This window comes from Ktedonobacter sp. SOSP1-52, assembly GCF_016587395.1.
On the sequence record NZ_BNJH01000004.1, the window covers coordinates 1,088,193 to 1,113,405 of the forward strand.

Sequence of the window (25,213 nt, forward strand, 5' to 3'; positions counted from 1 at the left end):
ACGTTTCCGATATTTTTTATGAGTGTGTAATCTCTTGCCCGGGCATCCAGCGCAGGTTCGGCTTGCGCGCGGCCAGGGCCTGGTCCAGGCGCCCAATCACCGTGGTATGTGGTGCGGTCTTCACAACCTCTGGCTCTGTGCGCGTCTCTTCCGCGATCTGCTTCATGACAGCGATAAAGCTGTCCAGCGTCTCGCGCGTCTCGGTCTCGGTCGGCTCGATCATGAGAGCCTCGGGGACGATCAGTGGGAAGTAGGTTGTGGGGGCGTACATGCCGAAGTCGAGTAGGCGCTTGGCGACATCCGTCGCGGTCACACCGGCCTCTTGCTTCTGCTTGCGGGCCGTGGCCACAAACTCGTGCTGGCAGATGAGCGGGTAGGCGATTTCATAATCCTCTGAGAGGCCATGCTTCACATAGTTGGCGTTGAGAATGGCGCTCTCCGAGACATGGCGCAGGCCATCGGGACCATTGTAGCGAATGTAGGTGTATGCGCGCACCAGGACACCGAAGTTACCCAGATTGGCACGTACCTTGCCAATGGACTTGGGGCCAGCATCCTCCCAGGAGTAGCTGCCGTCCTCATTCTTCATGGGCAGGGGACCCGGCAGGAAGGGCACGAGATGTCCCTTGACCCCGATGGGACCGGCACCTGGACCGCCACCGCCATGCGGAGTGCTGCATGTCTTGTGCAGGTTGAAGTGCACGACGTCAAAGCCCATGTCGCCTGGGCGCGTGATGCCCATGACGGCATTGGCGTTAGCGCCATCATAATAGAGCTGACCGCCAACCTCGTGAATCTGGCGCGCGACCTCCAGAATGTTGGAGTCAAAGAGGCCCAGCGTGTTGGGGTTGGTCAGCATGATGGCGGCGACGTTCTTGCCATGCTGCTGCAAGAGCTTATGCAGGTGCTCCAGGTCCACGCCGCCCGTCTCGGGATTGGTCTTGACCTCGACGACCTTGTAATCAGCCAGGGTCGCGCTGGCGGGATTGGTGCCATGCGCGTTATCTGGGATCAGGACCAGGTTGCGCTCTCCCTCGCCCCGGCTCTGGTGATAGGCCTTGATGAGCATCAGGCCGGTCAGCTCGCCATGTGCGCCCGCCGAAGGCTGCAAGGTGACGCGGATCATGCCCGAGATCTCCGCCAGGTAGCGTTCCAGTTCATACACAACCTGAATCGCGCCCTGTACTGTCTCATCGGGCTGCAAGGGGTGAATATGCGCGAAGCCCGGCAGACCCGCCATGTCCTCATTGATCTTGGGATTATACTTCATGGTGCAGGAGCCGAGCGGGTAGAAGCCGCTATCGACGCCAAAGTTGCGCTGCGAGAGATGCGTATAATGGCGGACGACCTCGATCTCGCTTACTTCGGGCAGGGGAGCCTCTTCCTTGCGCCGCATGTCCGCGGGCAGAAGCTCATCCAGCGACTCCATGGGGATGTCGAACGCAGGCATATTCGCGGCACGGCGTCCTGGCGCGCCCTTCTCAAAGATTAATGTCTCAACGCTCATGCCTGCACCTCCTTCAACACAGACACCAGGGTGTCGATTTCCTGCCGGGTACGGGTCTCTGTGACGCAGAAGAGCAGACAATCCTTCAACTCGGGATAGTGTTCTTCCAGGGCATAGCCGCCAATGATGTCGGCCTGGGCCAGTTTCTGCTGCAATTTCGCAACCGGAATGGGGGACTTGATGACAAATTCATCATAAAATGGATTATGGAAGACAGGCTCAAAGCCGGATACCGAGGTGATCTGACGGAAGGCATAATGCGCCTTGCGCAGGCATAGCTCGCCCAGTTCGCGGAAGCCCTGCTTGCCAATCGCGGCCATATAGATTGTCGCGCCAATCGCCAGCAGCGACTGATTGGTGCAGATATTGGAGGTAGCACGCTCGCGGCGAATATGCTGCTCACGCGTCTGCAGGGTAAGCACATAGCCGGTCTGCTTATGACCACCCTCTTCCACCGTCTGCCCAACCAGGCGACCAGGAAGCAGGCGCATAAACTTCTGCTTGGAGGCCATAAAGCCCAGGGCCGGCGCGCCATAGCTCATGGGATTACCAAAGCTCATCAGCTCGCCCACGGCGATATCGGCGTTGTATTCTCCAGGAGTTGCCAGGATACCCAGCGAGGCCGGCTCGGTAATGGTCGTAATAAAGAGACCCTTGCCCTTGTGCGCGATGGCCTCGATTGCGTGCGCGTCCTCAACACAGCCAAAGAAGTTCGGCTGCTGAATGATGACCGCCGAGGTCGAGGACGTCACTGCCGCGTCCAGCTCGTCAAGGGAGGTGACGCCATCCTGAGTTGGAACCTCACGTACCGTAAAGCCGCGCGCGAAGGCATAGGTCTGCAACACCCGGCGATACTGGGGATCAACGCCGGTCGATATGACGACCTCACCACGCCCACCGGGGCCAAGAGCCACGAAGACCGCCTCAATCATGGCTGTCGCGCCATCATAGAGCGAGGCGTTGGCGATATCCATGCCGGTGATCTGGCAGACCATGGTCTGGAACTCGTACGTCGCCTGCAGGATGCCCTGGCTCACTTCCGGTTGATAGGGTGTGTAGGACGTGACGAACTCCGAGCGGCGTTGCAGGTGCGGCACCACGCTGGGGATAGCCCGGTCATAGGTTCCCGCACCCAGGAACGAAATGGTGGTGTCGAGGCTCTTATTGCGCGCCGCCATCCGCGTCACCACGCGCCGCAGATCTGGCTCTGCAAGCGCCTGCGGCAGATCAAGCGGGCGATCCAGGCGCACATTTTCAGGAACGGGAGTCAGCAGGTCTTCAATCGAAGAGAGGCCCATGCTTTCCAGCATGGCCTGCTGCTCTTCCGGTGTATTAGGCACATAACTCATGGATTTAAACATCTCCCTGGAGATTATAAAGGCTTTGGTCTTCTGCAAACCATAATCGGCAGGCCTCCTGCCATCTCCCCTGGGGAGTACACAGAGACCCGCATAAAGTACTAAAAATTGATCTATTATAATGGGATGAAGTGGTCAATGCAGACAACCTATTATATCGCATTGATGAACGGAATAGCCAAAAAGGATAAGTGGACATAGCCCTTCTTCATTAGCGATCAAGAAAAAAGCCGCTGGAATGGGCAACGCCCATCCCAGCGGCTTTTTCTCTCTTGTTATCTATCTACCTTCGAGGTATTGCAAATACTGCTCGGCAGTCATCAACTGGTCCAGCTCCGCGGTATTGGCAAGCTTGATCTTCAGCATCCACCCCTCATCATAAGGGTTATCGTTGATCAGCTCTGGGCGCTCCTTCAACTCTTGGTTGGCGGAAACCACCTCGCCGCTGAGCGGTGCCACAAGCTCGGAGGTCGCCTTGACCGACTCGATATCGCCGAACTTCTCTTCGCTACCAAGCGTCTGGCCGCCATCCCAGGGCAGCTCGATATACACAATGTCACCCAGCTGATCCTGAGCATAGTCCGTAATACCAATTGTCGCCTGGTCCCCCTCTACAAGGACCCACTCATCGGTCTTCGTATATTTCAGGTTAGCAGGATGGTTAAGGCTAGCCATCGTCTATCTTCTCCTTCAATGTATCTCTGTTTGTTCTATTCCCCACTTCACGGAAATTGTAGGGTCCATGCTTGCATGGACTAAAAGCCCACAACTAATTCTATTCCCCGCGCTTATAAAAGGGAAGAGCCACCACCTGCGCGGCGACGCGTTTCCCGCGAATCTCAATCTGCACGTGTGTCCCCACTTTCGTATGCTCCAGGTCCACAAAGCCCAGGCCAATGCTCTTCTGCACCGTTGGCCCATGCGAGCCGCTGGTAAGAACGCCAATGCGCTGCTCGCCATCGTAAATGGCGTAGCCGCCGCGTGGCACGCCACGTTCCAGCAGTTCAATCCCCACCAGGCGCTTCTTCAGCCCCTGCTCCTTCGCCTGCTGGAGGGCGCTTTGCCCAATAAACTCCGCGCTCTTTTTTAGCTTGACAGTCCAGCCCAGGCCGGCCTCAAGCGGATTGGTCTCATCGTCCAGCTCATGCCCATAGAGGCAGTAGGCCGCCTCCAGGCGCAGCGTGTCGCGCGCTCCCAGGCCTGCTGGCAGCACCCCCTGTGGCTTGCCCGCTTCAAGCAGGGTCTGCCAGAGCCTGGCCGCGTCAACGGAGGGGCAGTACAGCTCAAAGCCATCCTCGCCCGTGTAGCCGGTGCGTGAGATCAGGCAACGAATGCCTGCGACCTGGCCTGGCGCGAAGTGATAATACTTGATCTCGTCCAGCTTGACGTCCGCCAGCGGTTGCAGAATACTCATCGCCAGTGGGCCTTGCAGGGCGATCAGTGCGGTCGTATCCGACTGATTAGAGAGGGTGACGTTGGCAAACTTCTGCGCGTGACTCTCGATCCAGGCATAATCTTTATCGATATTAGCGGCGTTGACGACAAGCATATACTGCTCTTCCGCCAGGTGATAGATCAGCAAATCATCAATCGTCGTGCCATCTGGTCGGCAGAGTTGCGTATATAATGCCTGCCCAACTGCCAGGCGTGAGACATCATTGGGCACAAGATATTGCAGAAAGGCCAGGGCATCGCTTCCCTCGACCTTAAACTCACCCATGTGGCTCACATCAAAGAGACCCGCCTTCGTGCGAACGGCCCGGTGCTCCTCGATAATGCCGCTATACTGTACAGGCATATCCCAGCCACCGAACTCCACCAGGCGGGCACCCAGAGCCCGGTGCTGTTCATAAAGCGGGGTCCTTTTTAAACTAGGGACGGCGCTGTCTTGTGTGGTCATACAAAAACTCCCATGCATGCGCTCTAGAGGATCGATTACTCTCGCTATCTAATAAAAATACCAGACGCGCAAAGCTTCCGCTGTCCACTATAGCAAAATTTCGCTATGGCGACAATAACACGCTATCTCAGCGGCCCGCGCGCAAACTTCTGCTGTACTATGACCAGCAAGCCTTGCAGGAGCGCGATATTGGGGACGCGCGCCACCAGCAGCCAGGCCCATGGCCGCGCATACCCCTTCACCGTAATCGTAATCAGTCCCCAGCGCTCATCCACAGAGAGAGCACCGAAGAGCTGCCAGGGCAAGAGATCCTGCCCATAGTAAATACCATCTCGACTGAGCAGGAGTGGACCAAAGGAGACCGGCCTCCCCTGTTGTAGTAGCGTCTGCGCCAGCGAATACTGGTAGCGCGTGGCCTCGTGATCAATCGTGTCACACAGCTTCGACCAGCGTAGATAATGCTGTGGAATGTTCAGTGAAACTCCTCGATATGAACGCACAACATACGAATGCTTCAGAATGCTCGATCCCTTGGTCGCCTCGGTATGGGTCACATAATCCAGGTTACTCCACGACGTTGCATGTGGATTATCATACGCGATATATGCCAGGCGGTTCGTATCAATCTCAAAATCTGGATCAGGCGTCTGCAGATCCACCTTATGCCAGATATACTCAATCTCATCCCAGCGCAGCGCCACCCACCCCTCGCGATTCGTCGCCACCAGCCCCTGCTCATAGACTCGCACCGCCTCATGCCGATAGCGCAGAAACAATGCCAGGCAGAAGCCAAAAACGATCAGCAAAATCACCCCGAAGAATCCCGCTATCCCTACCGTCAGCATATGAATTTTTAACAAACGTACAGCCTCTAGTATTAGCCCCAGCGCAACCACACAAATAATCAGCGTCAACATTGTCTTCAACAGCATAACGTGGCGATACGTCGCACGCAGCGCCCCAAGATATGGACCCCCATTCTGGCCAGCATCGCTATATCGGGATTGTTGAACCATAAATACACACCCTTTGCTATCTCGCTTGCTATTATCCCTTATATCGTAACATCTATTTACATCATTTAGAATGGAATCCGGCAGCAAAAATCGCGCAAATTTACCCTCAGCTACAAAAATACCAAAAATATCCTCTGGTACCATACCAAACGTAATTGCATACAGTTATCCGTCTTAACAAGAAGAAGCCTACTCTGGGAGACCATGGGGGTGCGGGGGCGAAGCCCCCGAGTAATTTTTTTCTGCCGCCGCAGGCAACAACGTGGAAAGAAGGGAAAGGGAAACACATGCTCGAAATATTACCAAAAATCGCCAAAATACAAGCCTCATACGCCACAGGCCAACCACTGGCCCTCCCACTCAACCTCACCATCAGCGTCAGCTATCGCTGCAACTCGCGCTGCAAAACCTGTAACGTCTGGCAGCGTCCCAACGACGACTTCACGCTAGAAGAATACGAACGCACCTTCGCCTCAATTGGCCGCGCCGCCTACTGGTTCACCTTCAGCGGGGGCGAACCTACCTTGCGTCGAGACCTCCCCCAGATCATCGCCTCCGCTTACCGGCACTGTCGACCTGGCATCATCAATATCCCCACCAACGGCATCCAGGACGCCATCATCCCTGCGCGCATCGAGCAGGTCCTGCAAGCCGCGCCCGGCTCAGAAATCATTATCAACCTCTCCCTGGATGGCATTGGCGAGAAGCATGATCGCGTGCGTGGTGTCAAAGGCAACTTCGCCCGAGCTCTCAAGACCTATGCCGGCCTCAAGGCCCTCAAAGCGCGCTACAAAAACCTGACCGTAGGAGTACATACCGTCATCTCAAACTTTAATGTCGACGAATTTGAGCAGATCTATGCCTACGTGCGCGAGGAGCTGCGCCCAGATTCCTTCATCAGCGAGATCGCCGAGGAGCGAGTCGAGCTGGATACCGTCGGCATGGGCATCACTCCTCCTCTACCCAAATACCAGGCCGTTATTGAACGCTTGCAGCAGGGGATACGCCAATCCGAGGCCAGCGGCGTCTCACGTATCACCCAGGCCTTCCGGGATCGCTATTATGATCTCGTTAAACGCACCCTCGCCGAGCAGCGCCAGGTAATCCCCTGCGTCGCGGGCGTCGCCTCCGCCCAGATCGCTCCCAATGGTGACGTCTGGACCTGCTGTATCCGCGCCGAACCCATGGGCAACCTGCGCGAGCACGACTATAACTTCCAAAGCGTCTGGAGCACTCCCCGCGCCGCCGAACTGCGACGCAGCATCAAGGCCGGTGAGTGCTACTGTCCCCTCGCCAACGCGGCCTACACCAACATGCTCTGTCATATACCCACTGTCAGCCGCGTCGCGCTCTCAGTCGCCCGCGAGAGCGCCCAATCGCTGATCACCTTGCGCCCCCGCGCTACCCAGGCTAAAACAGCCAGCCAACCATCATAAAAAGGAGCTACCTCACCATGTCCAATCCCATGTTCATCTGCCCTCAATGTGGCGAAAGCAATGAAGAGAGCGCCAAAAACTGCCGCGCCTGCCGTATCAACCTCTACTGGGCCGCGCAACACTACGCTGAACTGGCGCACATCAAACACAGCCAGCAACAACCCTCACACCCCCCAACCGCCAGCTTCCTCCTCCAATCCAGCCAGCGCGCCGACCAGGGACCCGTCGCCACCTGGCTGGCCCGCACCATCCAACGCTTTGGCCTCCAAAACGCCGGCCCTCCTAAATTCCCTCCCGACTAAACCACTGCTGTAGGGTCCATGCTTGCATGGACTCCTGGCTACCCATTGAACCACTGCGCCGCAAGCTGAATCCCCTCGCGCAGCCCCACCTGGGGGGCGTAGCCCAGCTCGCGGTGTGCCTTCTCAATACTATGCTTATTATCACTACCAAACATCAAAGCCCCCAACTCCGTAACCAGGGGCCGGGTCCGCGTCATACGCGCCACCAACTTCTCCGCGCAGATCGCCCCCAGGCGGATCGGCTGGTAAGGCAGGTGCAGCCTGGGGCGCTCTCCCCCCACGGCGTCTGCGATCTCATTAAACATCTCAAGCTGTGTCAGCGGCAGATCATTCGTAATGTTGTAGACGTTCCCTGGCGCCTGGGGATGATATCCCGCCAGAAGATAGCCCTGCACGATATCGTCAACGTAACAAAAGGGGAGATGATTATCGCCGTGCCCCAGAATGATGCCGCGCCCCCGCCTCAACTTCTCCGCCATGCGCGCAAAATGCAGCTTATCGCCCGGCCCAAAGAATGTTCCCGGCCGAATAATTATTGTCTCCATCGGGCTTGTGAGCATCAGGCGGCGCACCAGTCTATCCCCCTCCGCCTTGCTCAAGCTATAGGGATCGTTATCGGGCCGCAGTGGCTCATCCTCCGTCAGAAATCGCCCATATCCCAGCCCATACACCGTATGCGAACTGGTATGCACAAACCGCCTCACTCCTGCCTCCATAGCTACCTTGTAGAGATTCCGCGTCCCCTCAACATTCACGCGTCGGTACTCTGCCAGGGGGCGCCAGACCCCCATCATCCCCGCCAGATGAAAGACCAACTCGCTCCCTCGCACAGCCTCCACCAGCGCACCAGCCTCCGTAATATCCCCACGCACTACCTCAACTCCCAGCTCCTCCAATGAACGCGCATCCTCAGCCGGAAGTACCAGTGCTCGCACCCACTCATCCCTCTCCCGCAACGCCTTCACCAGGTGTCCCCCCAGCAACCCCGTCGCCCCCGTCACCAACACACGCATAAAATTATCCTCCTCACTTCCATCACTTATAAAAATGGGTAAAGATGGTATGGTACAGGTTGGCAGCCTACGGCTGCCAACCTGTACCATACCATCTTTACTTTCCTCGCGCCGCAGGCGCGAGAAGTCACACCAAAAAACAATACATAGCACTACTAGATTGAGCATTGTACAATAGAAAAGAAGATTTGCTCATTCCCATTACGCAACGAGCAAATATCACACACCCATACCGAAACTTCTAAAAGTACTAGTATTTCGATGTGTCACAGGTGTAGAAGACATCTGCGTGTAATCTATAGTTCTTCTAACTTGTATGTTCACACATCTTACAGTAAAATCTTACTGACCTTATCACATTGACCTATCAATGTTAAGAAATGTTTTCAGAGGGAAGACACATGCAGAAACCAAAAGCTACTGATACTAAGAAAACCCTGCCTATCCAGGCACCCACGGACAATACCGCCCTCTCCGGCGAGGTGAAGGTTGTTTTTCCGGAATGGCCCTCCTCACGGCCCGGCCCACGCACCACTCCTCCTCCCACAGGCATGAAGCCCATCAATGCCATCCGCCGCGAGCAGGTGACCGAGGTTGAGTACAATCAGGAGACCGGCGTCTCCGAAATCCGTGGCACCGAGGAGAAAACCTCCCCCTTCATCCACAAAAAGCCCAAACAACGCCTCTAAAAATATTAGGTGTAAAAAGAGAGTGGCGTGGATGCCGACATGCGTCGGCATCCACGCCACTCTCTTTTTACACTTGACCAGGACCCTCGTGATCCGTCCCACTCTCTTTTTACACTTGACCAGGACCCTCGTGATCCGTCCCACTCTCTTTTTACACCAGGGTAATAGGGGTGTGGCGGCGGTGCGGCTCCGCCGCACCGCCGCCACACCCCTATTACCCCGCGAGCCACGCAGTGGCGAGAAGTCCGCAGATACCGATATGTAGGTATTTTACATATAAAATACCTACATATCGGTATCTATTTTTACAAGGGGCGGTGTATAGTATTTTTAGGCAGAGTATTCCGCCCTTAACGGGCCAAAATTGGGCAGTGCGAACCCATACGGTGTTAGGAAAGGAGTACAAGCCATTGCAGGGGTCTGCAAGTTGCCGAAATGGAAGAGGATATAGTGCGAACGCAGCGAAAAAGCTGGAGCGAACTCCAGCCATCACAGATACTACAGCGTGTACTCAAGACCGGCGCCCTGGCGCTACTAGGCGTACTGTCGATTGGTGTTGCCCTGGGACTCTCCATGCAGAATGTCCAGGTCGCCGCCGCCGAGGCGTCCCAGTGCGCAAGCGTGCAAAGCGCGAGCCAGCAGCACCTGTCAGATCAACACGCCCAACCTTCTCAACACTCCTCCCGCAATCAACTTGTATGCCATAACAATGGAAAAACATCGCCATACCAGAACGAGTCTCTCAAGGCTGCCAATGCGGAGGAGGGCGTGAACAACGCCGCGAAGGGAGAGAATGCGCAGCCTCATCTACAATCCCTATCGCTGGAACGCAACAGGGGAGGGCCACAACAGCCCTCATTTATCAGCCAGTTTCCCTGGCTTGATTCAGATGATGAGATAGACTACAACAGCTTCCCCTTTGGAACCTGTACTTGGTATGCCAATAAACGTTTCCATGACCTCTACGGATACTATGTTCCATGGAGCCATGGTGGCGCCATGGCCTGGCAATGGGCCGACCGCGCGGCCGAATCAGGCTGGGACGTCTCCTCAGCCCCCACCGAGGGAGCCATTATCGTGCTCCAGGGTGGCGTACAAGGCTCAGGCGGAGCAGGCCACGTCGGAGTCGTAGAGCGTGTTCTAGACGACGGATCAGTGATCGCCAGTTCCATGAACTGGCAACCTAATCCCCGCGCCGTCTCCTACCAGCACTACTACCCCGGCCGGGGTGTATCTTTTGTCAGCCCCCAATAAAAACTATACATAGCCAAACTATAAATGGCCAAACTATCTTTCTTATGCTTGCCCACGCGAGAGAGGTAGTCCCTATAAATAGTTGTCGTATCGAGACCCCATGCACCTTCTTTTTGGCAGGGAAGAGGCAGACTGTACCTGGCTTCGTCAGGCACAATCTGCCTTTCCCTCTTCCCTGAAATACCCCACAAAACCTATTGAACGATGATTGACGAGTATGGTATCATTGAAGGCGATGGGCCTGTAGCTCAGTGGATAGAGCGTCGGTTTCCTAAACCGTGCGTCGGAGGTTCGAGTCCTCTCAGGCCCACTTTTCCACAATTCATCCACATTTTTTCCACATGCGCCCCCTTTCTGAAGAAATCGCGTTTACATAGTATAATATCCACATCTAACAAAAGCCCTTACAGCGCAAAGGATATTTTCATGAGTGATGGGTCCGCCCAGGATATGGTCTTTCCTTCTTCCCTCCGTATCGAGGATCAGGAGTTCCGCCTCGAAGATCGCACCGCCACTGACGTTATCTACCACACCACCAGCCTGGCGAAGATCGCTGGTCACCACATCGGCCTCCTGCTGGTCTTCTCCTTCAATGAAGGCTGGCATGTCGGCCTCCTCCTCGAAAAAGATCCCCTGGCCTTCTTCGATGGTATCTTTGCCAGCGCCGAGGACGCCGTCGACATGGCCACAAGCTTCATGACCCATCCCGCCAACATCCAGAATATCGTCAAGATGAGCCACCGTGTCAAAGACCCCCAGGTCCTCATGATCGAGTGCCTCTCGCCTGATACATCGGATTAATTTCTTCAGCGTTTTTTCAGCAAAAACCTCCTGATATTTCAATCCAGCTTGCTATGCTAGCTCTCGAAGACAAGACCACACCTGTTCTCTTGTCTGTAAACCTATCAAGGAGGAAATACTATCCTATGTCAGAGGAAAGAAACCCTGAGGTCGAGAACAGTACGCCTCTCGACAAGATTAGTCCGCGCCCGCCTCGCTTTAAACCAGTTCATCTCTATGCCCTGGTGGGCACATGCCTGATGCTCGCATCCTTCGTCGCAGGCGGCATCTTTATGCACACTGCCCAGGCCTCTACCAATGCTTCTCTTCTAGCTAACACAAATCTGGTCGATCTCTCCAAGTGCAATCCGGGGAAGCAGCCCGATCCCAATACCGCCCATGTGCTCGGCACGATTACCGCCATTAACGGCTCTTCGCTTACCCTGCGCCGCTATGACAATGGGGCGATTGTCTCGGTCACCACAACCTCTTCCACAGAGTATGGGAACAAGCTGACAGACAAGGCCATCTCATCTCAAGATTTGAAGGTTGGTGACTTTATCCAGGCCGCTGGCGTCTATCGCGCTGATAAGGCTCTGACCGCCCAATCTATCACGGTTGGGCCGCCACCCTCCTCCAGCGAGAAAAAGCCCTCTTCCGAGAGCGATAAACAGAAGCTTGCTGGCTCGGCTAATACCAACCAGACTAACATCCTGGGACGCATTACCGCGATCCATGGGTCAACCCTTACAGTGAGCGGTTTTAAGGATGGCAAGACCTATACCGTCAATACTAGTACGAGCACCGAGTTCGCGAGCAAAATCGCTGGCCGTCATGTCTCCTTAAGCGAATTGAAGGTTGGCGATTTTATCGTGGCAGATGGTAAGCTAGCTAGCAATGGTTCACTGGATGCCCAGAAACTGGCCGTTGCCGAACCCCCTTCGGATACTTCAGTCTGCAAGCAGCCCAGCAAGTAAAAGCGTTGTTTTCTAGGACAATGACGCTACTAAGGCACGTATCCTACATATGGCCTCGTTCTGTATGATATGTAGACGCGTGCTTTAGCACGCGTCTACATATCATACAGAACGAGGCCATATGGTATCTTCTCCCGAAGCACAAGAGCACATGCCCACCATCTTGCTCGTCGATGATGAGCGGCAGATTATTGAGTTTCTGCGCATGGGCTTCGAGTATGAGGGCTTTACTGTGCATGTAGCCATGACTGGCCACGAGGCCCTGCAAGCCGTGGAAAGGCACAAGCCAGATATTATCATCCTCGACCTTATGCTCCCCGGCCTGGACGGTATGGCCGTTGCGCAACAACTTCACGGCGTCTACAATACCGCCATTATTATGCTGACAGCCCGCGAGGAGGTGGAGGATCGCGTGGCTGGTCTTGAGTTAGGGGCCGATGATTATGTGACCAAGCCCTTTGCCTTCAAAGAACTCCTGGCTCGTGTGCGGGCAGTCCTTCGACGACGCGGCTTACAGCTTGGCAATGTGCTGGTTTTTCAAGATATTGCCCTCAATCGCTCTACCCGTGTCGTACGCCGTGGTACACGCGAAATAGAGCTGACTCCGCGCGAGTTTGAGCTTCTGGAGCTATTTCTCTCTCATCCCCGCCAGGTACTGACGCGCAACGCCATCCTGGCGCGTATCTGGGGCTACAACTATGTCGGCGATGATAACGTCATCGAGGTCTATGTCAAACACCTGCGGGAGAAACTCCAGGATCTCCCTCCCCAACTACTGCAAACCGTGCGTGGCGTTGGCTATGTCCTGCGTGAAGTGAAAAGCTGAGGTGATCCTATGCGCCGCTTCTCCTGGCTCTCTCTCTGGCTCAATCGCCTTCCCCTGCGCTGGCGCGTGGCTCTCGTCTCCTTTGGTCTGCTGGCGCTGATCTTGATTACGATGGGCATTGTCGTTTCAAGTGTCGAGGAGCAGGTGCTCCTCTCCAACCAGTTCAGCACGCTTAACACTCAGGCGAGCATTCTGATCCAAGCTTCAGGTGTCCCAACTAACACCCTTTCTAATCCTCAGCCCCTCTCATTGTCCCAGGCGCGTAAAATTGCCTCGGGAGCGCAAAGCGTTGTCGATAAAAGTATCCTTGTGACCATTCTCTCTCTTGATGGTCATCCCCTGGCTCAAAGTGATGAGGGGAAAATTTCTACCACCATCTTTAGCTCCGAGCAGGAGCAGGAGCTACTACAGCAGGTGCATAAACAGGGCCATGCTAGCATGCTCATGACTCTCCCCAATGGACAGCGCCAACTGGTTGTCTGCTATAATATTTTTGTGGTGACGGATAAGCAAAGCATGACATATACTGAGGGCGTCCTTCAACTTCAAAGCTCAACCACTGTCATCGATAGCGCCGTCTCCTCCACCCGCCTGCTCCTCTTTATCGCCATCGCTATCGGCCTCCTTGTGGCCGCTCTCCTGACGCTACCCCTGATTCGCCACGCCCTGCGCCCCCTGGCCGAAATCGAACGTGCCAGTATGCGTATCGCCGGTGGCGATCTCACTCAGCGCCTCTCCGAACCCCCAACCCAGGATGAGCTTGGCCGCCTGGCCACGGCCTTCAACAGTATGGTCATCCGCCTGGAGCACATGTTTGCGCGCCAGAAACAATTTGTGGCTGATGTCTCCCATGAGCTACGTACCCCCCTAACGGGCCTGGGAGGAAGCCTGGAGATGCTGCTGCTGGAAGCCGACAATGGTGACGCGGCGGCTAAACGCCGCCTGGTTCTTGGTATGTACAACGAGGTCGAGCGTCTGCAACGCCTGGTCGCCGACCTGCTCGTACTCTCTCGCTTGGACGAAGGCCAGGTGAAACTCAGAAAGACCCACATCGATCTCTGCCAACTCCTGACCAATGTAAAAGAACAGGCCGATATTCTAGCTCAAGGTCAGCATATTACCCTTGATCTGCCCAAATCCCTCTCCATTGAAGGTGATAGCGACCAGTTGCGTCGCGTCTTCCTCAACCTTGTTGAGAATGCCATCAAGTTTACCCCTCCTGGTGGAGATATCACTCTGCGCGCCCTGAGTAAACAACGCGAGGATCTCTCTCTGGCCTGCGTAGAAATCACCGATACCGGCCTTGGCATTCCCGCCTCAGCTCTTCCCCACATCTTTGATCGCTTCTACCGCGTCGATCAAGCCCGCACACGCACCACCTCCCAGAGTGGCAGCGGCCTGGGCCTCTCTATCGCCCAGGGCCTGGTCCGCGCCCACGGCGGTACCATCACCCTCACCAGCACCCCTAATCAAGGCACCACCATAACCCTCCAACTTCCCATAATAGATTGCTGTCATACTCTTATATAGGCGCCACATTTCAGACTTTGCTGGCAAATTTTGTCCGGATATCCTCATGAAGGATATCTCCCTTTCATAGGTGCCCGATTTATCGCGCATTAGGCGATTTATCGCACGAATACCGAAAAACGAGCATCTCGCATCATGAGGATAGGCTCCTCCCTCTGGTGATTTCACGCCCCGCCAGGATGATCCAGGTCGGAATCAAAACCAACGAGGGCAGCAGCCCGATAAAATGCGTCGGATCAAACGGCGCGACGAAAGAGTAGCCACCCAGGACCACGGCCAGGAGCAACCCCACAACACGCATCGCCCCCTTTTGTCTCCACGAAGCCGTGGCGAACCAGACCGCCGCCGAAATATGCCCGCCATACTTCAACGCGATATACGTCGCATGTGGCACACCATTCAACTGCATGATCTCAGTTGCCATGTCAATCGCGATCCAGCTATAGCCCGCTGCCTTCCCCCATCTCGGACCCGGCAGCGCATCCACAACCGGCAGCAACGTCATATGCGTCGCGATCCCCAACACACAAAATACCTCGCTTAACAACGGCGCCCCACTCGGACTCGCATCCCGCAATGCCGGAACAAAAAAAGGCCAGCAAACGCACGATCCAGAGCCCCGCCGACGCATAAGCCACCCGCCCCACTACCCGCCTCGTCTTACCCGCAACACCCTCAGATTGCTCAACATAAGTACTCATCATGCCATCCTTGCTATAAAAGAAATACATACATCGATAACAGCATAACGCATGAAAAGCTACCTGCCAAGCTAAAAATCTCCAAGAACATGTGCCCTCCCCCCCGTCCCATGATATGTAGACGCGTACTTTAGTAGCGTCGTCCCCCCGCCGCGTCCCCTCCACATCCTACCTCCCCACCCTGAAACTTTTCTGTTTTTCCGATAGTAATAAGATATAGCAGAACAGTATTCCATGTGTGGCGAGGGGGACGTAACCATTTGCCTACCTTCGTCCAAAGAGCAAAGGAAAAGCACATATGGCCACGAAAAATCCAGAGGAACAAACTCCCCCATCTCAAGTCGATGACATCCAGCCCGGTATGTCGGTCGCGGCCACCGAGGGCGACCTGGGCGAAGAGGATGTCAGCAAACCGAAGGTTGAGCAAGTCGTACGCGATAGCCAGGGCCGCGTCCAAAAACTCCTCGTGCGTAAAGGTACCGTTTTCCATAAGCAATTAGAGATTCCTGCCGACCGCGTTCAACAGGTCGATGCACCAGACTCCCCTCACGATAACCATAATCCCGGCACTGTGACACTCGACATTGATAAGAACGAATCTAAACGTCTAACTGCCCAGGGCCGCGAGCAGATCGAGACTGAGACCGAGCACCAGCAAGAGAACGACCTGTTCGACGAGCTTGAAGAGCATATCCCTACCACTGAAGGCCTGCGCCAGATGGAGGCACATCCCGGTATCGACGCTGAAGCGGCCCGAGATGTGGAGGAGCAAGTTTCTCAGAAGGGTGGTAAAGCCAGCCTGTTACGCATGCTTGGCCCCGGCTTTCTGAGCGGCATGGCCGGTAATGATGCCTCAGCCGTTGGCGCCTACTCGCTTGATGGCGCCCAGGTTGGACTCGCGCACCTCTGGCTAATGCTGCTGGCGACGCCCCTCTACCAGGCGGTCCAGTATAGCTGTTCTCAAATTGGCCGCGCCACTGGCCAGGGCTTGGGCGAGGTACTGCGAACTCACTATGGTCGCCGCGTGGCTATCCTGGCCTCGTTGGTGCTGATTAGCGCTAATGTGGCGCTGATTACTGCTGACCTGGTCGCGGTCAGTAGCGGCTTTGAACTCCTTACGGGTTCACGTATCGGTTGGATCTGGTTTGTTATTCCCGTGGCCCTTATCCTCTGGTACCTGTCCGTCTATAGCAACTTTGAGTCCATCAAGAAGGTCTTTCTTGTGATGAGCCTGGCCTTTGTGGTCTACCTCGTGACCTCCGTCCTCTCAAAGCCCGCCTGGGGCGCGGTCCTTTTTAATACCTTTGTGCCCCACGTCGGACTCTCCTTCGATAGCATCAGTAGCACCGTGGCCCTGCTAGGTGCCACCATCTCGCCCTATACAATCTACTGGCAGATGCAGGGCGAGAAAGAGGAGAAACGCCTGGGCAAGACGAAGCGTCAGCAATCACGCTACGCGGCCCTCGATATCGTCCTGGGAGCCGTGAGTGGTAACCTGGTTGCCTACTGTATTATTCTGACTGCCGCGACTACCCTCTTTACTCATCACAAGACAATTCAAACCGCTTCAGATGCGGCAGTCGCGCTCACTCCCATCCTCGGACCCTACGCCACCTACCTCTTCGCGATTGGCTTCATTGGCGCGGGCCTGGTCGCGATTCCCGTCCTGCTTGCCAGTACATCCTATGCCGTGGCAGGCACCTTCGGCTGGCCCGTGGGCCTCTCCAAGAAGCCCTGGCAGCGCGAAGGTTTCTATCTCATCCTTACCTGCGCGCTAGCGGTAAGCCTGGTCCTGGCCCTCTGCCACTTCGATCCCATCACCCTACTCTTCTGGGCCAATATCCTCAACGGCGTCTTAACCCCCATTCTGGTCATCTACCTGCTCATCATCGGCAATAGCCGCAAGGTAATGAAGCAGCAGCGCCTGAGCTGGCTGACCAATACCGGCCTCATTATTACAACCCTGGTCCTCACCACAGCCGCTCTCCTGCTCTTCTACGGCCTCCTGACCGGCCAGGGCCATTAAAAGTGGATAATAAAAATACAGTGGTGCCCTCGCATGCGAGGGCACCACTGTATTTTTATTATCCACTTTTACTTCTTTTTAAGAGTCTGGTTGATCTGCTTCAGATCGCTAGCGGCCTTTTGCAGGTCGCTCTGGATGGTCTTCTCATCGCTTTTCAGTGTATTGAGCTGCCCCTCATAGGCGCTGCGATTAGTATTGAAGTTGGCCGGGGTCATGTTAGGGAGGATGGCCTTCGCCCCATCAATCAGAGGCGTGACGGCCGCCAACTGCGCCTTGTAGTCATTGTACAGGCTGTTCAACTGATCCTTCTTATCTGCGGGCGCTTTATCGATGCGGGCCTCAATCTTCGTTTTCATATCCGTGAGCTTATCATCGAGGGTCTTCTCGACGTCAAGGTGCAGCCTATGCTCATCGCGTGGTAGCACAACGGCATAGATGCGGAACTGCTCATAAATGTTCTTCACATCCTGGCGCGCGGCCTGGGCATCGCTCTCGGCGTCCAGCTTGCTCTTCAGCGTATTGAGGCCATTCTTATTGGTGCTCACATCATTTTTCAAGGCGTCGGCCTCGTCTTCGCCGATATGCTTCTTCTGCTGCAAGGTCTGCACCTTGGTGTCTAGGGCGCTGAGATCGGTCAGGCGCTCAGTGATACGCTGATCTCCAAAGGCAATCACACACTTTACATCCTTGGCCCCACACTTCTGGGCATCAACATTCGTCGTGGCCGCGAAAGCCTGTGCCGGCAATGCCATGCTCAACGAGAGCACCCCCAAACCAACGGCGAAACCAACACGACCCGAAAACTGGCGTACAAACTGCATTGGGCTGATCATATCTTTAAACCGAATCCTTTCTCAAAAAACTCTTTTTCAGCGTGAATATAGGCTATGAACTTGGCCAACATTCCGGTAGGGACCTGCTTAGGGAATAAACCCATCATCGCTGCCATGCGAACCACCATTGTTATCTGGAGACGTATCATTCGCCGATTGCATCAGGTTCTGAATCTGCTGATCATCGCTGCCATTATCGCTCGTCGTAGACTGATCAGACGTCGACTGACTGGACGTCGTCTGTGTGCTACTCGTCGTCGTACCTGTGCTCGTACCCCTAGCATTACCTCCACACGCCACCAGCGTGCATGAGAGAATAAGCAACGCGCTCAAGACGAGAAGAAGGCTCAAGCGCCGTGCCTGCTTTTTCCAATTCATCAGCTAGCTCCTTCATTTCCAAAAATTTCTATCTATTCTCTTTTCGCAGAGCATAAACATATGCGTGGAATAAGCTTGTCGCCCGGGAACTTATTTCTCTGCCTACTTGTTTCCCACCGACACTCTCGATTATAAAGCTGAGATTTCAAGAAAACATCAAGACGCAGTTAATCTTTACTCTGCAAATACTCACGAATAACTCACCCACCCTCACATGCGCCCAAATCCACTCACCACATGGGCTCTCCCTACGTGACATAGGCGCCCGCTTTATCGCGCGCAAGGCGATTTATCGCAGTGATGCCGGGCAACGGTTAATCGACTCATATCACCGCTCTCTCATTGTCCCTGGATGGTATTTCTCTCCAACAAACGGCGCATGACATCTGGCTGGTCGCAACCATGTACCGCTGCGATAAATCGCCTTGCGCGCCGTAAACGTGGCGCCTATGAGATCGAAGGCGCTTTTGCCAACCCCCTCGCCAAAGCATCGTTCTTGCCATTTCCAAATGGTTCTGCTAGACTTTTTCCTAATATTGCAAGAGGAAGCAGGTTTTTTTCATGAGTACAGGCACACAGACGGCGTCTTCAGGCGAACTGATTCAGCAGGGGAAGGGACAGGCAGGACCCAGGCGCCTCCTGGCATTTCTTATCAGACCTTCGCTGGTTACAGCGTTGCTCTACCTGGTCTTCATCGTGGCGTTTAGCATATATAAGCAGTATGATGCCTTGCATTATGTGCACATCGGTACAGTCTTTTCGCAGCATGTAGCTCATGGAAGCGCCGGCTACGATGGCCAGTTTTTCTATTATATGGTGACCGACCCCCAGCACGCGCCCGCGCATATTGATGATCCCTCATACCGCTATCAACGCATTATCTATCCCCTCTTGACGGCGCTACTTAGCCTGGGACAGAAAGTCCTGGTCCCATATGCCATGCTGCTCATCAACTTTATCTCAATTGTGGGCAGCGTAGAGATCGCGGCCTATCTGCTCAAGCGACGCCAGCTCTCGCCCTGGTATAGCCTGGCCCTCGGCCTCTACTTCGGCCAGGCCACCGCCTTTATCTTCGACACAACCGAACCCCTGACCTATTTTTTGATCTGCCTGGGCCTGCTCTCGCTAGAATGGAAACGCACCCGTACAGCCGCCCTTTGCATGAGTCTGGCCGTCCTCGCACGCGAAACCGCCGCCCTCTTCCCCCTGGGCTATATCGCGCTCCTCTTCTGGCGCCGCCGCTGGTGGGAAAGCATCCGCTTCGCCCTCATCTCGCTCCTCCCCATCGTACTCTGGTACGGCCTGATCGTCGTCATCTTTGGGCGTACCGGTCTGGGCTATGCTCCCCCCTTCGAGCGCATCCCCTTTCGCGGGCTATTTGTCTTCTACCAGGACCATAATCGCTTCCCCCCACTCATCATCCTGATGCTTATCCCCACCGTGCTCAGCATCATCGCCTTCGCCCGCGCCGTCCTCCTGCGCCGCTGGGGCAACTGTACCTGGCACACCTGGCTCATCTGGGGCCTAAATCTGGCCCTGACCATCTTCATGTCCATCGCCTCATATGAGGAACTCGTCTCCGCCGGTCGCCTCTCAACCGGCCTCGTCCTGGCCATGCTCCTCTACGGCTGGCAGGCCCGTGACCGCTTCACCCTCTGGACCTCCCAAATCTACACCATTACCTTCATCCTCTACATCGCCGGACTCTTTATCCTCCACTTCCCCAGCTAAAAAGATGATGTGTGGGTGATGATGGGAGCGACGTGCCACGCACGTCGCTCCCATCATCACCCACACATCGCCCGTCCCCATTATATTTAGACGCGTGCTTCAGCAGCGTCGTCTCCCCTCGTAGCGTCGTCTCCCTGGTACAGATTGACCAACCATAAGTACATACACTACAATAGTAAAAGAGAAGTCGAGCGTCAGACATTAAGGCGTCACTTCTGTGCTCTTATTATCAGGAGGACCGATGAGCATACGTAAAGCCGTACTGCCGGTAGCTGGTCTAGGCACTCGTGTTCTGCCAGCAAGTAAAGTAATCCCCAAAGAGATGTTACCCCTCGTCGATCGACCGACGTTACAATACATTGTAGAAGAGGCCGTGGCCGCTGGAATTGAAGAGATTATTTTTGTCACCAGCTCCAGCAAGCGCAGCATTGAAGACCATTTTGACTCCTTCCCCGACCTGGAGCGCACCCTGGAGCGCAAAGGCAAGCTCAAAGAGCTAGAGGAGCTGCGCCGCGTACAGACCCTGGCCTCATTCGCCGCCGTCCGCCAGCCAGAGGCCCACGGCCTGGGGCATGCTGTCCTCTGCGCCAAACACCTCGTGGGCAACGAACCCTTCGTCGTCATGCTCGGCGATGACCTGGTCGCCCCCGAAACACCCTGCCTGCCCCGCATGATTGAACTTTTTGAGCGCACCCAGAGCAGTGTCATCTCCCTCTTCGAGGTCCCCAAAGAAGAGACCTCATCCTTTGGCATCGTCGCTGGCGAGGCCGTCAAAGGCGAAAACGACTTCATCAAAATCTCTCACATGGTCGAGAAGCCTGACCCTGAAGAGGCCCCCTCCAACCTGGCCGTTGCCGGTCGCTATGTCCTCTCGCCCGACATCTTCGAACTTCTAGAGCAGACCCAGCCCGGCAAAGGCGGCGAGATTCAGCTCACCGACGCCCTCCAGCGCCAGGCCGAATCCGGCCGCTGCTACGGCCTCCGCTTCGATGGCGAGCGCTTCGACACCGGCACCCCCCTCGGCTTGCTCAAGACCTCCATCGCCTACGCTCTCAAACGCCCCGAACTAGCCCCCGCCCTCCGCGAATACATGCACTCCGTCCTCCAAGACCAGAGATTCTAAGAGATAGGAAAAAGGTGAGAGGATGAGTTGGCTATTCCAACTCATCCTCTCACCTTTTTCCTATCTCTTACTTGTTTTTTTACTCGCCTCCCAATGTCATAGGCGCCCGATTTATCGCGTGCAAGGCGATTTATCGCCCGAAAACCGAACCGCCCGCAACCCCCATACCGCCATACCTTGCCCCCAACTTGTTTTTCCTCCCCACTCGCGCTATATTACAACACAGCATCCACAACCCTTACCGGTTATGCCAAGTAGGCAAAGAATAGATTCCTTGAGGAGTATCAACCTTGACTGGACTCGTACTAACCCTTCATCAATACAACCCATACCTGATCTTTCTCTCAGGCGCCATCGTCATGATCTGGAGCTTCGTGCAATATTTTCGTAAATCAGGTGTCACCCGGCCCCTGGCGATTGGCATGTACATCGCCGTCGGCCTCGCCGCCCTACAAGGCCTTCTCGGCCTCATCATGGTAGCCTCGGGCCTCAAACCCGGCGGCGGCTCCAACCTCTACTACCTCCACTACGTCTATGGAGCCATCGTCATCTTCGCCATACCCGTCGCTACCACCTACGCATCCAGCGGCAAAAAACCACGCACCGACGCCCTGATCTACGGCATCGCCGCCCTGATCCTCGTCGCCGCCGCCGCCCGCGCCTTCATGACCGGCCCCGCCACCATGTAACATAAAAAGGGGGAGGTGCAGGAGGGTCTCCCTCCTGCCAGGGCGTGGGGTGTCCCCACAAAAAATATTACTTTTCCAATGTATTGGAAGGGGAGGTGCAGGAGGGTCCCCCTCCTGCCGGGGCGTGGGGTGTCCCCCACAAAAATTTTTTCTTTCCCAATTTATTGGAATATACCAAAAAAGAAAGGCATAACCCTTATGCGCGCATCCTTCATACACTGCGCGGACACCCACCTGGGCTATGAACAATACGGCGTCCGCGAACGCTTCAACGACTTCACATGGGCCTTCTGGGAACTCGTCGATGAAGCTATCGAGCGCCGCGTTGACTTCATGGTCATCGCCGGCGACCTCTTCAACAAACGCGCCATCGACGCCCTGACCCTCATCCACGCCATCGAAGGTCTGAAGAAGCTTAAGGACGCCAATATCCCCGTGATCGCCATCGAAGGCAACCACGACCGCAGCTATTACCGCGAGGGTACCTCCTGGCTGCAATTCCTCTGCTATCAGGGCTACCTCGTCCTGCTCCAGCCGCGCATGGTCGACGGCATGCCCCAGCTCGAACCCTGGGACCAGCAAAACATGCTCGGCGCCTATGTCGATCTCCTCGACGGCAATCTGCGCGTCTACGGCATCCACTGGCTTGGCTCCTCAACCTCCCGCGCCCTCGAAGGCATGTCACACGCCCTCCAGGACGCTCGCGCCGACGAAGACGCCTCCGGCGTCGCCTACCGCCTGCTCATGATGCACACCGGCATCGATGGCATGGTCGCCCGCATCCAGGGCCTTCCCACCATGGCCCAGTTCCAGGCCCTCAGCGGCCAGGTCGACTATCTCGCCCTCGGTCACGTCCACAAACCCTACGAATTCGACGGCTGGATCTACAATCCCGGCTCCACCGAGACCTGTAGCGCCGAAGAGGTCCAGTGGGAGGATCGTGGCTACTACTACGTCGAGATCGACACCGACGAGCCCGGACGCATCATCAACCTGGAGAAGAAAGAACGCATCCACCACGCCGAGCGCCTTAAGAGCACCCGCCGCCCCTTCGTGCGCCACGAAATCCGCGTCGACGGCCTCAACGAGCCAGAGGACATCTATCTGCGCCTCGAATCCTACTGCCAGGACAAAGGCCCCGCCTACGCCCAAACCGAGAAGCCTCCCGTCGTCCAGGTAACCCTCTCGGGCACCCTCGCCTTCGACGCCGGCTCCCTCGACATATCGCGCATGGAAGAAATGCTCCGCCAGTACTTCAACCCCCTCCATGCCCGCATCGACAACCACACCAGCGACCAGGACTACGAACCCGACGAAGGCGACCTCGACGGCCGCGACCGCTCCCTCTGGCACGAACTCGAACGCCACATCTTCGAGGAACTCCTCGCCCGCGACAACCGCTTCCTCACCGCCAAAGAACAATGGAGCAACGTCCTCGCCGACATCAAAGCCCAGGCCCTCCGCAAAGAGGAACCCGCTCAGATCGCCCAATACCTCCGCGACAAACGCACCACCCTCCTCACCCCCGAAAAATCCTGACCCACCCCTCACCCCGGCGCCCCATTGAAAAATGCGGGCGCCCCACCCCTACCCTCAATGAAAATACGCTCATCACCATCCCAAAAGAATTCCATACCGCGCCCACAACTCATAAAACCCATATGCACTCGATAAATCGTGCCCACTTTGCACAAAATCCATACACTTGCCTAATCCATACACGCGCGATTTATCGGCTCACCACCCCGAACCCCCATTACACGCGCGATAAATCGCGCCCACCATCCACAACACGCATCCGAATTTTTAAAAACATAGGCGCCCGATTTATCGCGCGCAAGGAGATTTATCGCAATAATACAGAAATACACGTATCTCGCCATAACACAATCGAAATGGTGCGAACATGCTACGTTGGTGTGCGGGGATCAATCAGATGGATCGGAGAAGTTTCATCAAGAACCCCTCCCGCTGTGAACGGTGAGATCTCCTGGTAGATGGGCTGCGGCTTGATAGGCAGCGTCGATGTGGCCCCTGTCCTCTGCCAGGATCACATCAAGCAACTGGACGGCCTCGGCCCTGCTTTCTTCTCCCCAATCATCCCTGAAACACACGTTGTGAGTACACTCGATCAGATCTTGTACGACCCGTTCCCAGAGGAAGTAGGTGAGGGCCACCCAATCGATCTCCGCCTGCCCATAGCCCTGAAAAAACGCCTCTGCGTGTGGTGCCCTGACAAAGATGAAATCGCGCTCTTTAGGAGCCAGCATCACCTCATCCCAATCGACCACAAATACCTGGCTCGCTCGATTCCGGATCAGATTTCTTGCATGCAGGTCGGCGTGACAGATGACGTAGGGCAATGGTCGCGACTGGAGCACCGCTGCCAGCTTTTCCAGGGAGGTCACCACCGTATGAATCGTGGACTTATGCGCCACCCAGGAGGAGCGAAGCGCACGCTGTGAGGCACCTCCGCCTTGTGTATGGGCGTGTTGGGTTTCAAAGGCACATACCCATCGAACATACTCCGTCGGATCAAAGGTCTCCTTGCGCAAAGACGCAAAGCCACCAGGCGGTAGCATGACCTGGTGAATCCGTTGGAAGATGGCTCCCACCTGCTTCCACTGCTCGTCCGTCATCCCCGTCAAGCTACTCTCTCCGGCGATCCAAGGGTAGACGATCACGGTCCAATCCGAGAGCTGGGCCCACAATGCACCGCTGCGGGTGGGAATGGGAGCCACGACCGATGCAATCCCCTGATCACTGAGATAGCGAGGAACCAGACATCGTGGTTCGTAGAGCGATCTCGTCGTGACTTTAAGCGCATAGGCTGTTCCCTGCTCGCCTTCCACACGATATATCCCGGCGTCGTAATCATGTCCCAGGGGAAGAAACGTCAGCGTGACGGGACTCAGATCATACTGGTCCCGCAAACAGGCGCGAAGGTTTTCCTCGCTAATCCTCGGTGGTTCACGCATAGCTCTGCTCATCCCATCCTATCTTTTCTTTCAGTGTTCTTCATCCATTCAAAGGAATATATGTTCACCCACTGGTGAAAGGGAATGCCTCTCTGATGTCTCCCTATATTATGCGAGCCTTAGTGAGCTATGCAAGGTTTTCGTCCAAAAAGCACGCATCACTTAT

The 25,213-nt window shown here is 55.6% G+C and carries 24 protein-coding genes and 1 tRNA gene; 15 read left to right on the plus strand and 10 right to left on the minus strand.

Going from position 1 to position 25,213, the window contains the following annotated elements; genetic code table 11:
* Nucleotides 1–16: 16 nt before the first annotated feature.
* The 5 genes from gcvPB to JMJ16_RS55010 form a co-directional block, all read right to left on the minus strand.
* Complete coding sequence (gene gcvPB / locus JMJ16_RS39865; RefSeq protein WP_201390520.1) at nucleotides 17–1,507, minus strand: aminomethyl-transferring glycine dehydrogenase subunit GcvPB; 1,491 nt, start codon at nucleotides 1,505–1,507, stop codon at nucleotides 17–19.
* The gene (gcvPA, locus tag JMJ16_RS39870; RefSeq protein ID WP_201390522.1) at nucleotides 1,504–2,856 is read right to left on the minus strand and encodes an aminomethyl-transferring glycine dehydrogenase subunit GcvPA; all 1,353 of its coding nucleotides are present in this window, start codon (nucleotides 2,854–2,856) and stop codon (nucleotides 1,504–1,506) included. The genes gcvPB and gcvPA overlap by 4 nt, the downstream gene beginning before the upstream one ends.
* Nucleotides 2,857–3,144: 288 nt before the next feature.
* On the minus strand, nucleotides 3,145–3,540 hold the full coding sequence (gene gcvH / locus JMJ16_RS39875; protein WP_201382146.1) for a glycine cleavage system protein GcvH: 396 nt from the start codon (nucleotides 3,538–3,540) through the stop codon (nucleotides 3,145–3,147).
* 100 nt (nucleotides 3,541–3,640) lie between these two features.
* The gene (gcvT, locus tag JMJ16_RS39880; protein ID WP_201390525.1) at nucleotides 3,641–4,765 is read right to left on the minus strand and encodes a glycine cleavage system aminomethyltransferase GcvT; all 1,125 of its coding nucleotides are present in this window, start codon (nucleotides 4,763–4,765) and stop codon (nucleotides 3,641–3,643) included.
* Between the two features lie 122 nt (nucleotides 4,766–4,887).
* Nucleotides 4,888–5,781: a DUF6585 family protein gene (locus JMJ16_RS55010; RefSeq protein WP_236601904.1), complete on the minus strand. Its 894-nt coding sequence runs from the start codon at nucleotides 5,779–5,781 to the stop codon at nucleotides 4,888–4,890.
* 287 nt (nucleotides 5,782–6,068) lie between these two features.
* Here JMJ16_RS55010 and JMJ16_RS39895 point away from each other — a divergent pair, with 287 nt between their 5' ends.
* Complete coding sequence (locus tag JMJ16_RS39895; protein WP_201390531.1) at nucleotides 6,069–7,217, plus strand: radical SAM protein; 1,149 nt, start codon at nucleotides 6,069–6,071, stop codon at nucleotides 7,215–7,217.
* Between the two features lie 17 nt (nucleotides 7,218–7,234).
* Nucleotides 7,235–7,519 (plus strand): hypothetical protein, encoded by a 285-nt coding sequence (locus tag JMJ16_RS39900; RefSeq protein WP_201390533.1) that lies wholly within the window; start codon nucleotides 7,235–7,237, stop codon nucleotides 7,517–7,519.
* Between the two features lie 38 nt (nucleotides 7,520–7,557).
* Here JMJ16_RS39900 and JMJ16_RS39905 read toward each other — a convergent pair whose 3' ends face one another.
* On the minus strand, nucleotides 7,558–8,532 hold the full coding sequence (locus JMJ16_RS39905) for an NAD(P)-dependent oxidoreductase (protein WP_201390535.1): 975 nt from the start codon (nucleotides 8,530–8,532) through the stop codon (nucleotides 7,558–7,560).
* 401 nt (nucleotides 8,533–8,933) lie between these two features.
* On the opposite strand from JMJ16_RS39905, the gene JMJ16_RS39910 reads away from it, so the two are divergent.
* The 8 genes from JMJ16_RS39910 (at nucleotide 8,934) to JMJ16_RS39945 (ending at nucleotide 14,588) form a co-directional block, all read left to right on the plus strand.
* On the plus strand, nucleotides 8,934–9,221 hold the full coding sequence (locus JMJ16_RS39910; protein WP_201390537.1) for a hypothetical protein: 288 nt from the start codon (nucleotides 8,934–8,936) through the stop codon (nucleotides 9,219–9,221).
* A gap of 31 nt (nucleotides 9,222–9,252) precedes the next feature.
* The gene (locus tag JMJ16_RS39915) at nucleotides 9,253–9,486 is read left to right on the plus strand and encodes a hypothetical protein (protein WP_201390539.1); all 234 of its coding nucleotides are present in this window, start codon (nucleotides 9,253–9,255) and stop codon (nucleotides 9,484–9,486) included.
* Between the two features lie 185 nt (nucleotides 9,487–9,671).
* Nucleotides 9,672–10,475 (plus strand): CHAP domain-containing protein, encoded by an 804-nt coding sequence (locus JMJ16_RS39920; RefSeq protein ID WP_201390541.1) that lies wholly within the window; start codon nucleotides 9,672–9,674, stop codon nucleotides 10,473–10,475.
* Between the two features lie 237 nt (nucleotides 10,476–10,712).
* A tRNA-Arg gene (locus JMJ16_RS39925) sits at nucleotides 10,713–10,785 on the plus strand.
* Between the two features lie 116 nt (nucleotides 10,786–10,901).
* Nucleotides 10,902–11,276, plus strand: coding sequence for a hypothetical protein (locus tag JMJ16_RS39930; RefSeq protein WP_201390543.1), 375 nt, complete (start codon nucleotides 10,902–10,904; stop codon nucleotides 11,274–11,276).
* Nucleotides 11,277–11,401: 125 nt separating this feature from the next.
* The gene (locus tag JMJ16_RS39935; protein ID WP_201390545.1) at nucleotides 11,402–12,232 is read left to right on the plus strand and encodes a DUF5666 domain-containing protein; all 831 of its coding nucleotides are present in this window, start codon (nucleotides 11,402–11,404) and stop codon (nucleotides 12,230–12,232) included.
* 121 nt (nucleotides 12,233–12,353) lie between these two features.
* On the plus strand, nucleotides 12,354–13,058 hold the full coding sequence (locus JMJ16_RS39940) for a response regulator transcription factor (RefSeq protein ID WP_201390547.1): 705 nt from the start codon (nucleotides 12,354–12,356) through the stop codon (nucleotides 13,056–13,058).
* Between the two features lie 9 nt (nucleotides 13,059–13,067).
* Nucleotides 13,068–14,588 (plus strand): ATP-binding protein, encoded by a 1,521-nt coding sequence (locus JMJ16_RS39945; protein ID WP_201390549.1) that lies wholly within the window; start codon nucleotides 13,068–13,070, stop codon nucleotides 14,586–14,588.
* A gap of 133 nt (nucleotides 14,589–14,721) precedes the next feature.
* On the opposite strand, the gene JMJ16_RS39950 is transcribed toward JMJ16_RS39945, so the two are convergent.
* Complete coding sequence (locus JMJ16_RS39950; RefSeq protein WP_201390551.1) at nucleotides 14,722–15,093, minus strand: hypothetical protein; 372 nt, start codon at nucleotides 15,091–15,093, stop codon at nucleotides 14,722–14,724.
* 494 nt (nucleotides 15,094–15,587) lie between these two features.
* On the opposite strand from JMJ16_RS39950, the gene JMJ16_RS39955 reads away from it, so the two are divergent.
* Nucleotides 15,588–17,315: an NRAMP family divalent metal transporter gene (locus tag JMJ16_RS39955; RefSeq protein ID WP_201390553.1), complete on the plus strand. Its 1,728-nt coding sequence runs from the start codon at nucleotides 15,588–15,590 to the stop codon at nucleotides 17,313–17,315.
* 68 nt (nucleotides 17,316–17,383) lie between these two features.
* Here JMJ16_RS39955 and JMJ16_RS39960 read toward each other — a convergent pair whose 3' ends face one another.
* Both JMJ16_RS39960 and JMJ16_RS39965 read right to left on the minus strand, forming a co-directional pair.
* Nucleotides 17,384–18,148, minus strand: coding sequence for a hypothetical protein (locus tag JMJ16_RS39960; RefSeq protein WP_201390555.1), 765 nt, complete (start codon nucleotides 18,146–18,148; stop codon nucleotides 17,384–17,386).
* 87 nt (nucleotides 18,149–18,235) lie between these two features.
* A complete protein-coding gene (locus JMJ16_RS39965; RefSeq protein ID WP_201390557.1) occupies nucleotides 18,236–18,526 on the minus strand; it encodes a hypothetical protein in 291 nt (96 codons plus the stop codon).
* A gap of 561 nt (nucleotides 18,527–19,087) precedes the next feature.
* Here JMJ16_RS39965 and JMJ16_RS39970 point away from each other — a divergent pair.
* The 4 genes from JMJ16_RS39970 (at nucleotide 19,088) to JMJ16_RS39985 (ending at nucleotide 23,608) form a co-directional block, all read left to right on the plus strand.
* Nucleotides 19,088–20,257, plus strand: coding sequence for an AZOBR_p60025 family cell surface glycopolymer formation protein (locus JMJ16_RS39970; protein WP_201390559.1), 1,170 nt, complete (start codon nucleotides 19,088–19,090; stop codon nucleotides 20,255–20,257).
* Nucleotides 20,258–20,498: 241 nt separating this feature from the next.
* A complete protein-coding gene (gene galU, locus JMJ16_RS39975) occupies nucleotides 20,499–21,380 on the plus strand; it encodes a UTP--glucose-1-phosphate uridylyltransferase GalU (RefSeq protein ID WP_201390561.1) in 882 nt (293 codons plus the stop codon).
* A gap of 290 nt (nucleotides 21,381–21,670) precedes the next feature.
* Nucleotides 21,671–22,069: a COX15/CtaA family protein gene (locus JMJ16_RS39980; protein ID WP_201390563.1), complete on the plus strand. Its 399-nt coding sequence runs from the start codon at nucleotides 21,671–21,673 to the stop codon at nucleotides 22,067–22,069.
* Nucleotides 22,070–22,267: 198 nt separating this feature from the next.
* A complete protein-coding gene (locus JMJ16_RS39985) occupies nucleotides 22,268–23,608 on the plus strand; it encodes an exonuclease SbcCD subunit D (RefSeq protein WP_201390566.1) in 1,341 nt (446 codons plus the stop codon).
* A 416-nt stretch (nucleotides 23,609–24,024) separates the two neighbouring features.
* Here the strand turns inward: JMJ16_RS39985 and JMJ16_RS39990 are convergent, their stop codons facing one another.
* A complete protein-coding gene (locus JMJ16_RS39990; protein ID WP_201390567.1) occupies nucleotides 24,025–25,047 on the minus strand; it encodes a phosphotransferase enzyme family protein in 1,023 nt (340 codons plus the stop codon).
* Between the last annotated feature and the right edge of the window lie 166 nt (nucleotides 25,048–25,213).

Coding starts and splice junctions, on each gene's coding strand:
- gcvPB (WP_201390520.1), bottom strand. CDS start 1,507: ATGAGCGTTGAGACATTAATCTTTGAGAAGGGCGCGCCAGGACGCCGT.
- gcvPA (WP_201390522.1), bottom strand. CDS start 2,856: ATGAGTTATGTGCCTAATACACCGGAAGAGCAGCAGGCCATGCTGGAA.
- gcvH (WP_201382146.1), bottom strand. CDS start 3,540: ATGGCTAGCCTTAACCATCCTGCTAACCTGAAATATACGAAGACCGAT.
- gcvT (WP_201390525.1), bottom strand. CDS start 4,765: ATGACCACACAAGACAGCGCCGTCCCTAGTTTAAAAAGGACCCCGCTT.
- JMJ16_RS55010 (WP_236601904.1), bottom strand. CDS start 5,781: ATGGTTCAACAATCCCGATATAGCGATGCTGGCCAGAATGGGGGTCCA.
- JMJ16_RS39895 (WP_201390531.1), top strand. CDS start 6,069: ATGCTCGAAATATTACCAAAAATCGCCAAAATACAAGCCTCATACGCC.
- JMJ16_RS39900 (WP_201390533.1), top strand. CDS start 7,235: ATGTCCAATCCCATGTTCATCTGCCCTCAATGTGGCGAAAGCAATGAA.
- JMJ16_RS39905 (WP_201390535.1), bottom strand. CDS start 8,532: ATGCGTGTGTTGGTGACGGGGGCGACGGGGTTGCTGGGGGGACACCTG.
- JMJ16_RS39910 (WP_201390537.1), top strand. CDS start 8,934: ATGCAGAAACCAAAAGCTACTGATACTAAGAAAACCCTGCCTATCCAG.
- JMJ16_RS39915 (WP_201390539.1), top strand. CDS start 9,253: ATGCCGACATGCGTCGGCATCCACGCCACTCTCTTTTTACACTTGACC.
- JMJ16_RS39930 (WP_201390543.1), top strand. CDS start 10,902: ATGAGTGATGGGTCCGCCCAGGATATGGTCTTTCCTTCTTCCCTCCGT.
- JMJ16_RS39935 (WP_201390545.1), top strand. CDS start 11,402: ATGTCAGAGGAAAGAAACCCTGAGGTCGAGAACAGTACGCCTCTCGAC.
- JMJ16_RS39940 (WP_201390547.1), top strand. CDS start 12,354: ATGGTATCTTCTCCCGAAGCACAAGAGCACATGCCCACCATCTTGCTC.
- JMJ16_RS39945 (WP_201390549.1), top strand. CDS start 13,068: ATGCGCCGCTTCTCCTGGCTCTCTCTCTGGCTCAATCGCCTTCCCCTG.
- JMJ16_RS39950 (WP_201390551.1), bottom strand. CDS start 15,093: ATGACGTTGCTGCCGGTTGTGGATGCGCTGCCGGGTCCGAGATGGGGG.
- JMJ16_RS39955 (WP_201390553.1), top strand. CDS start 15,588: ATGGCCACGAAAAATCCAGAGGAACAAACTCCCCCATCTCAAGTCGAT.
- JMJ16_RS39960 (WP_201390555.1), bottom strand. CDS start 18,148: ATGATCAGCCCAATGCAGTTTGTACGCCAGTTTTCGGGTCGTGTTGGT.
- JMJ16_RS39965 (WP_201390557.1), bottom strand. CDS start 18,526: ATGAATTGGAAAAAGCAGGCACGGCGCTTGAGCCTTCTTCTCGTCTTG.
- JMJ16_RS39970 (WP_201390559.1), top strand. CDS start 19,088: ATGAGTACAGGCACACAGACGGCGTCTTCAGGCGAACTGATTCAGCAG.
- galU (WP_201390561.1), top strand. CDS start 20,499: ATGAGCATACGTAAAGCCGTACTGCCGGTAGCTGGTCTAGGCACTCGT.
- JMJ16_RS39985 (WP_201390566.1), top strand. CDS start 22,268: ATGCGCGCATCCTTCATACACTGCGCGGACACCCACCTGGGCTATGAA.
- JMJ16_RS39990 (WP_201390567.1), bottom strand. CDS start 25,047: ATGCGTGAACCACCGAGGATTAGCGAGGAAAACCTTCGCGCCTGTTTG.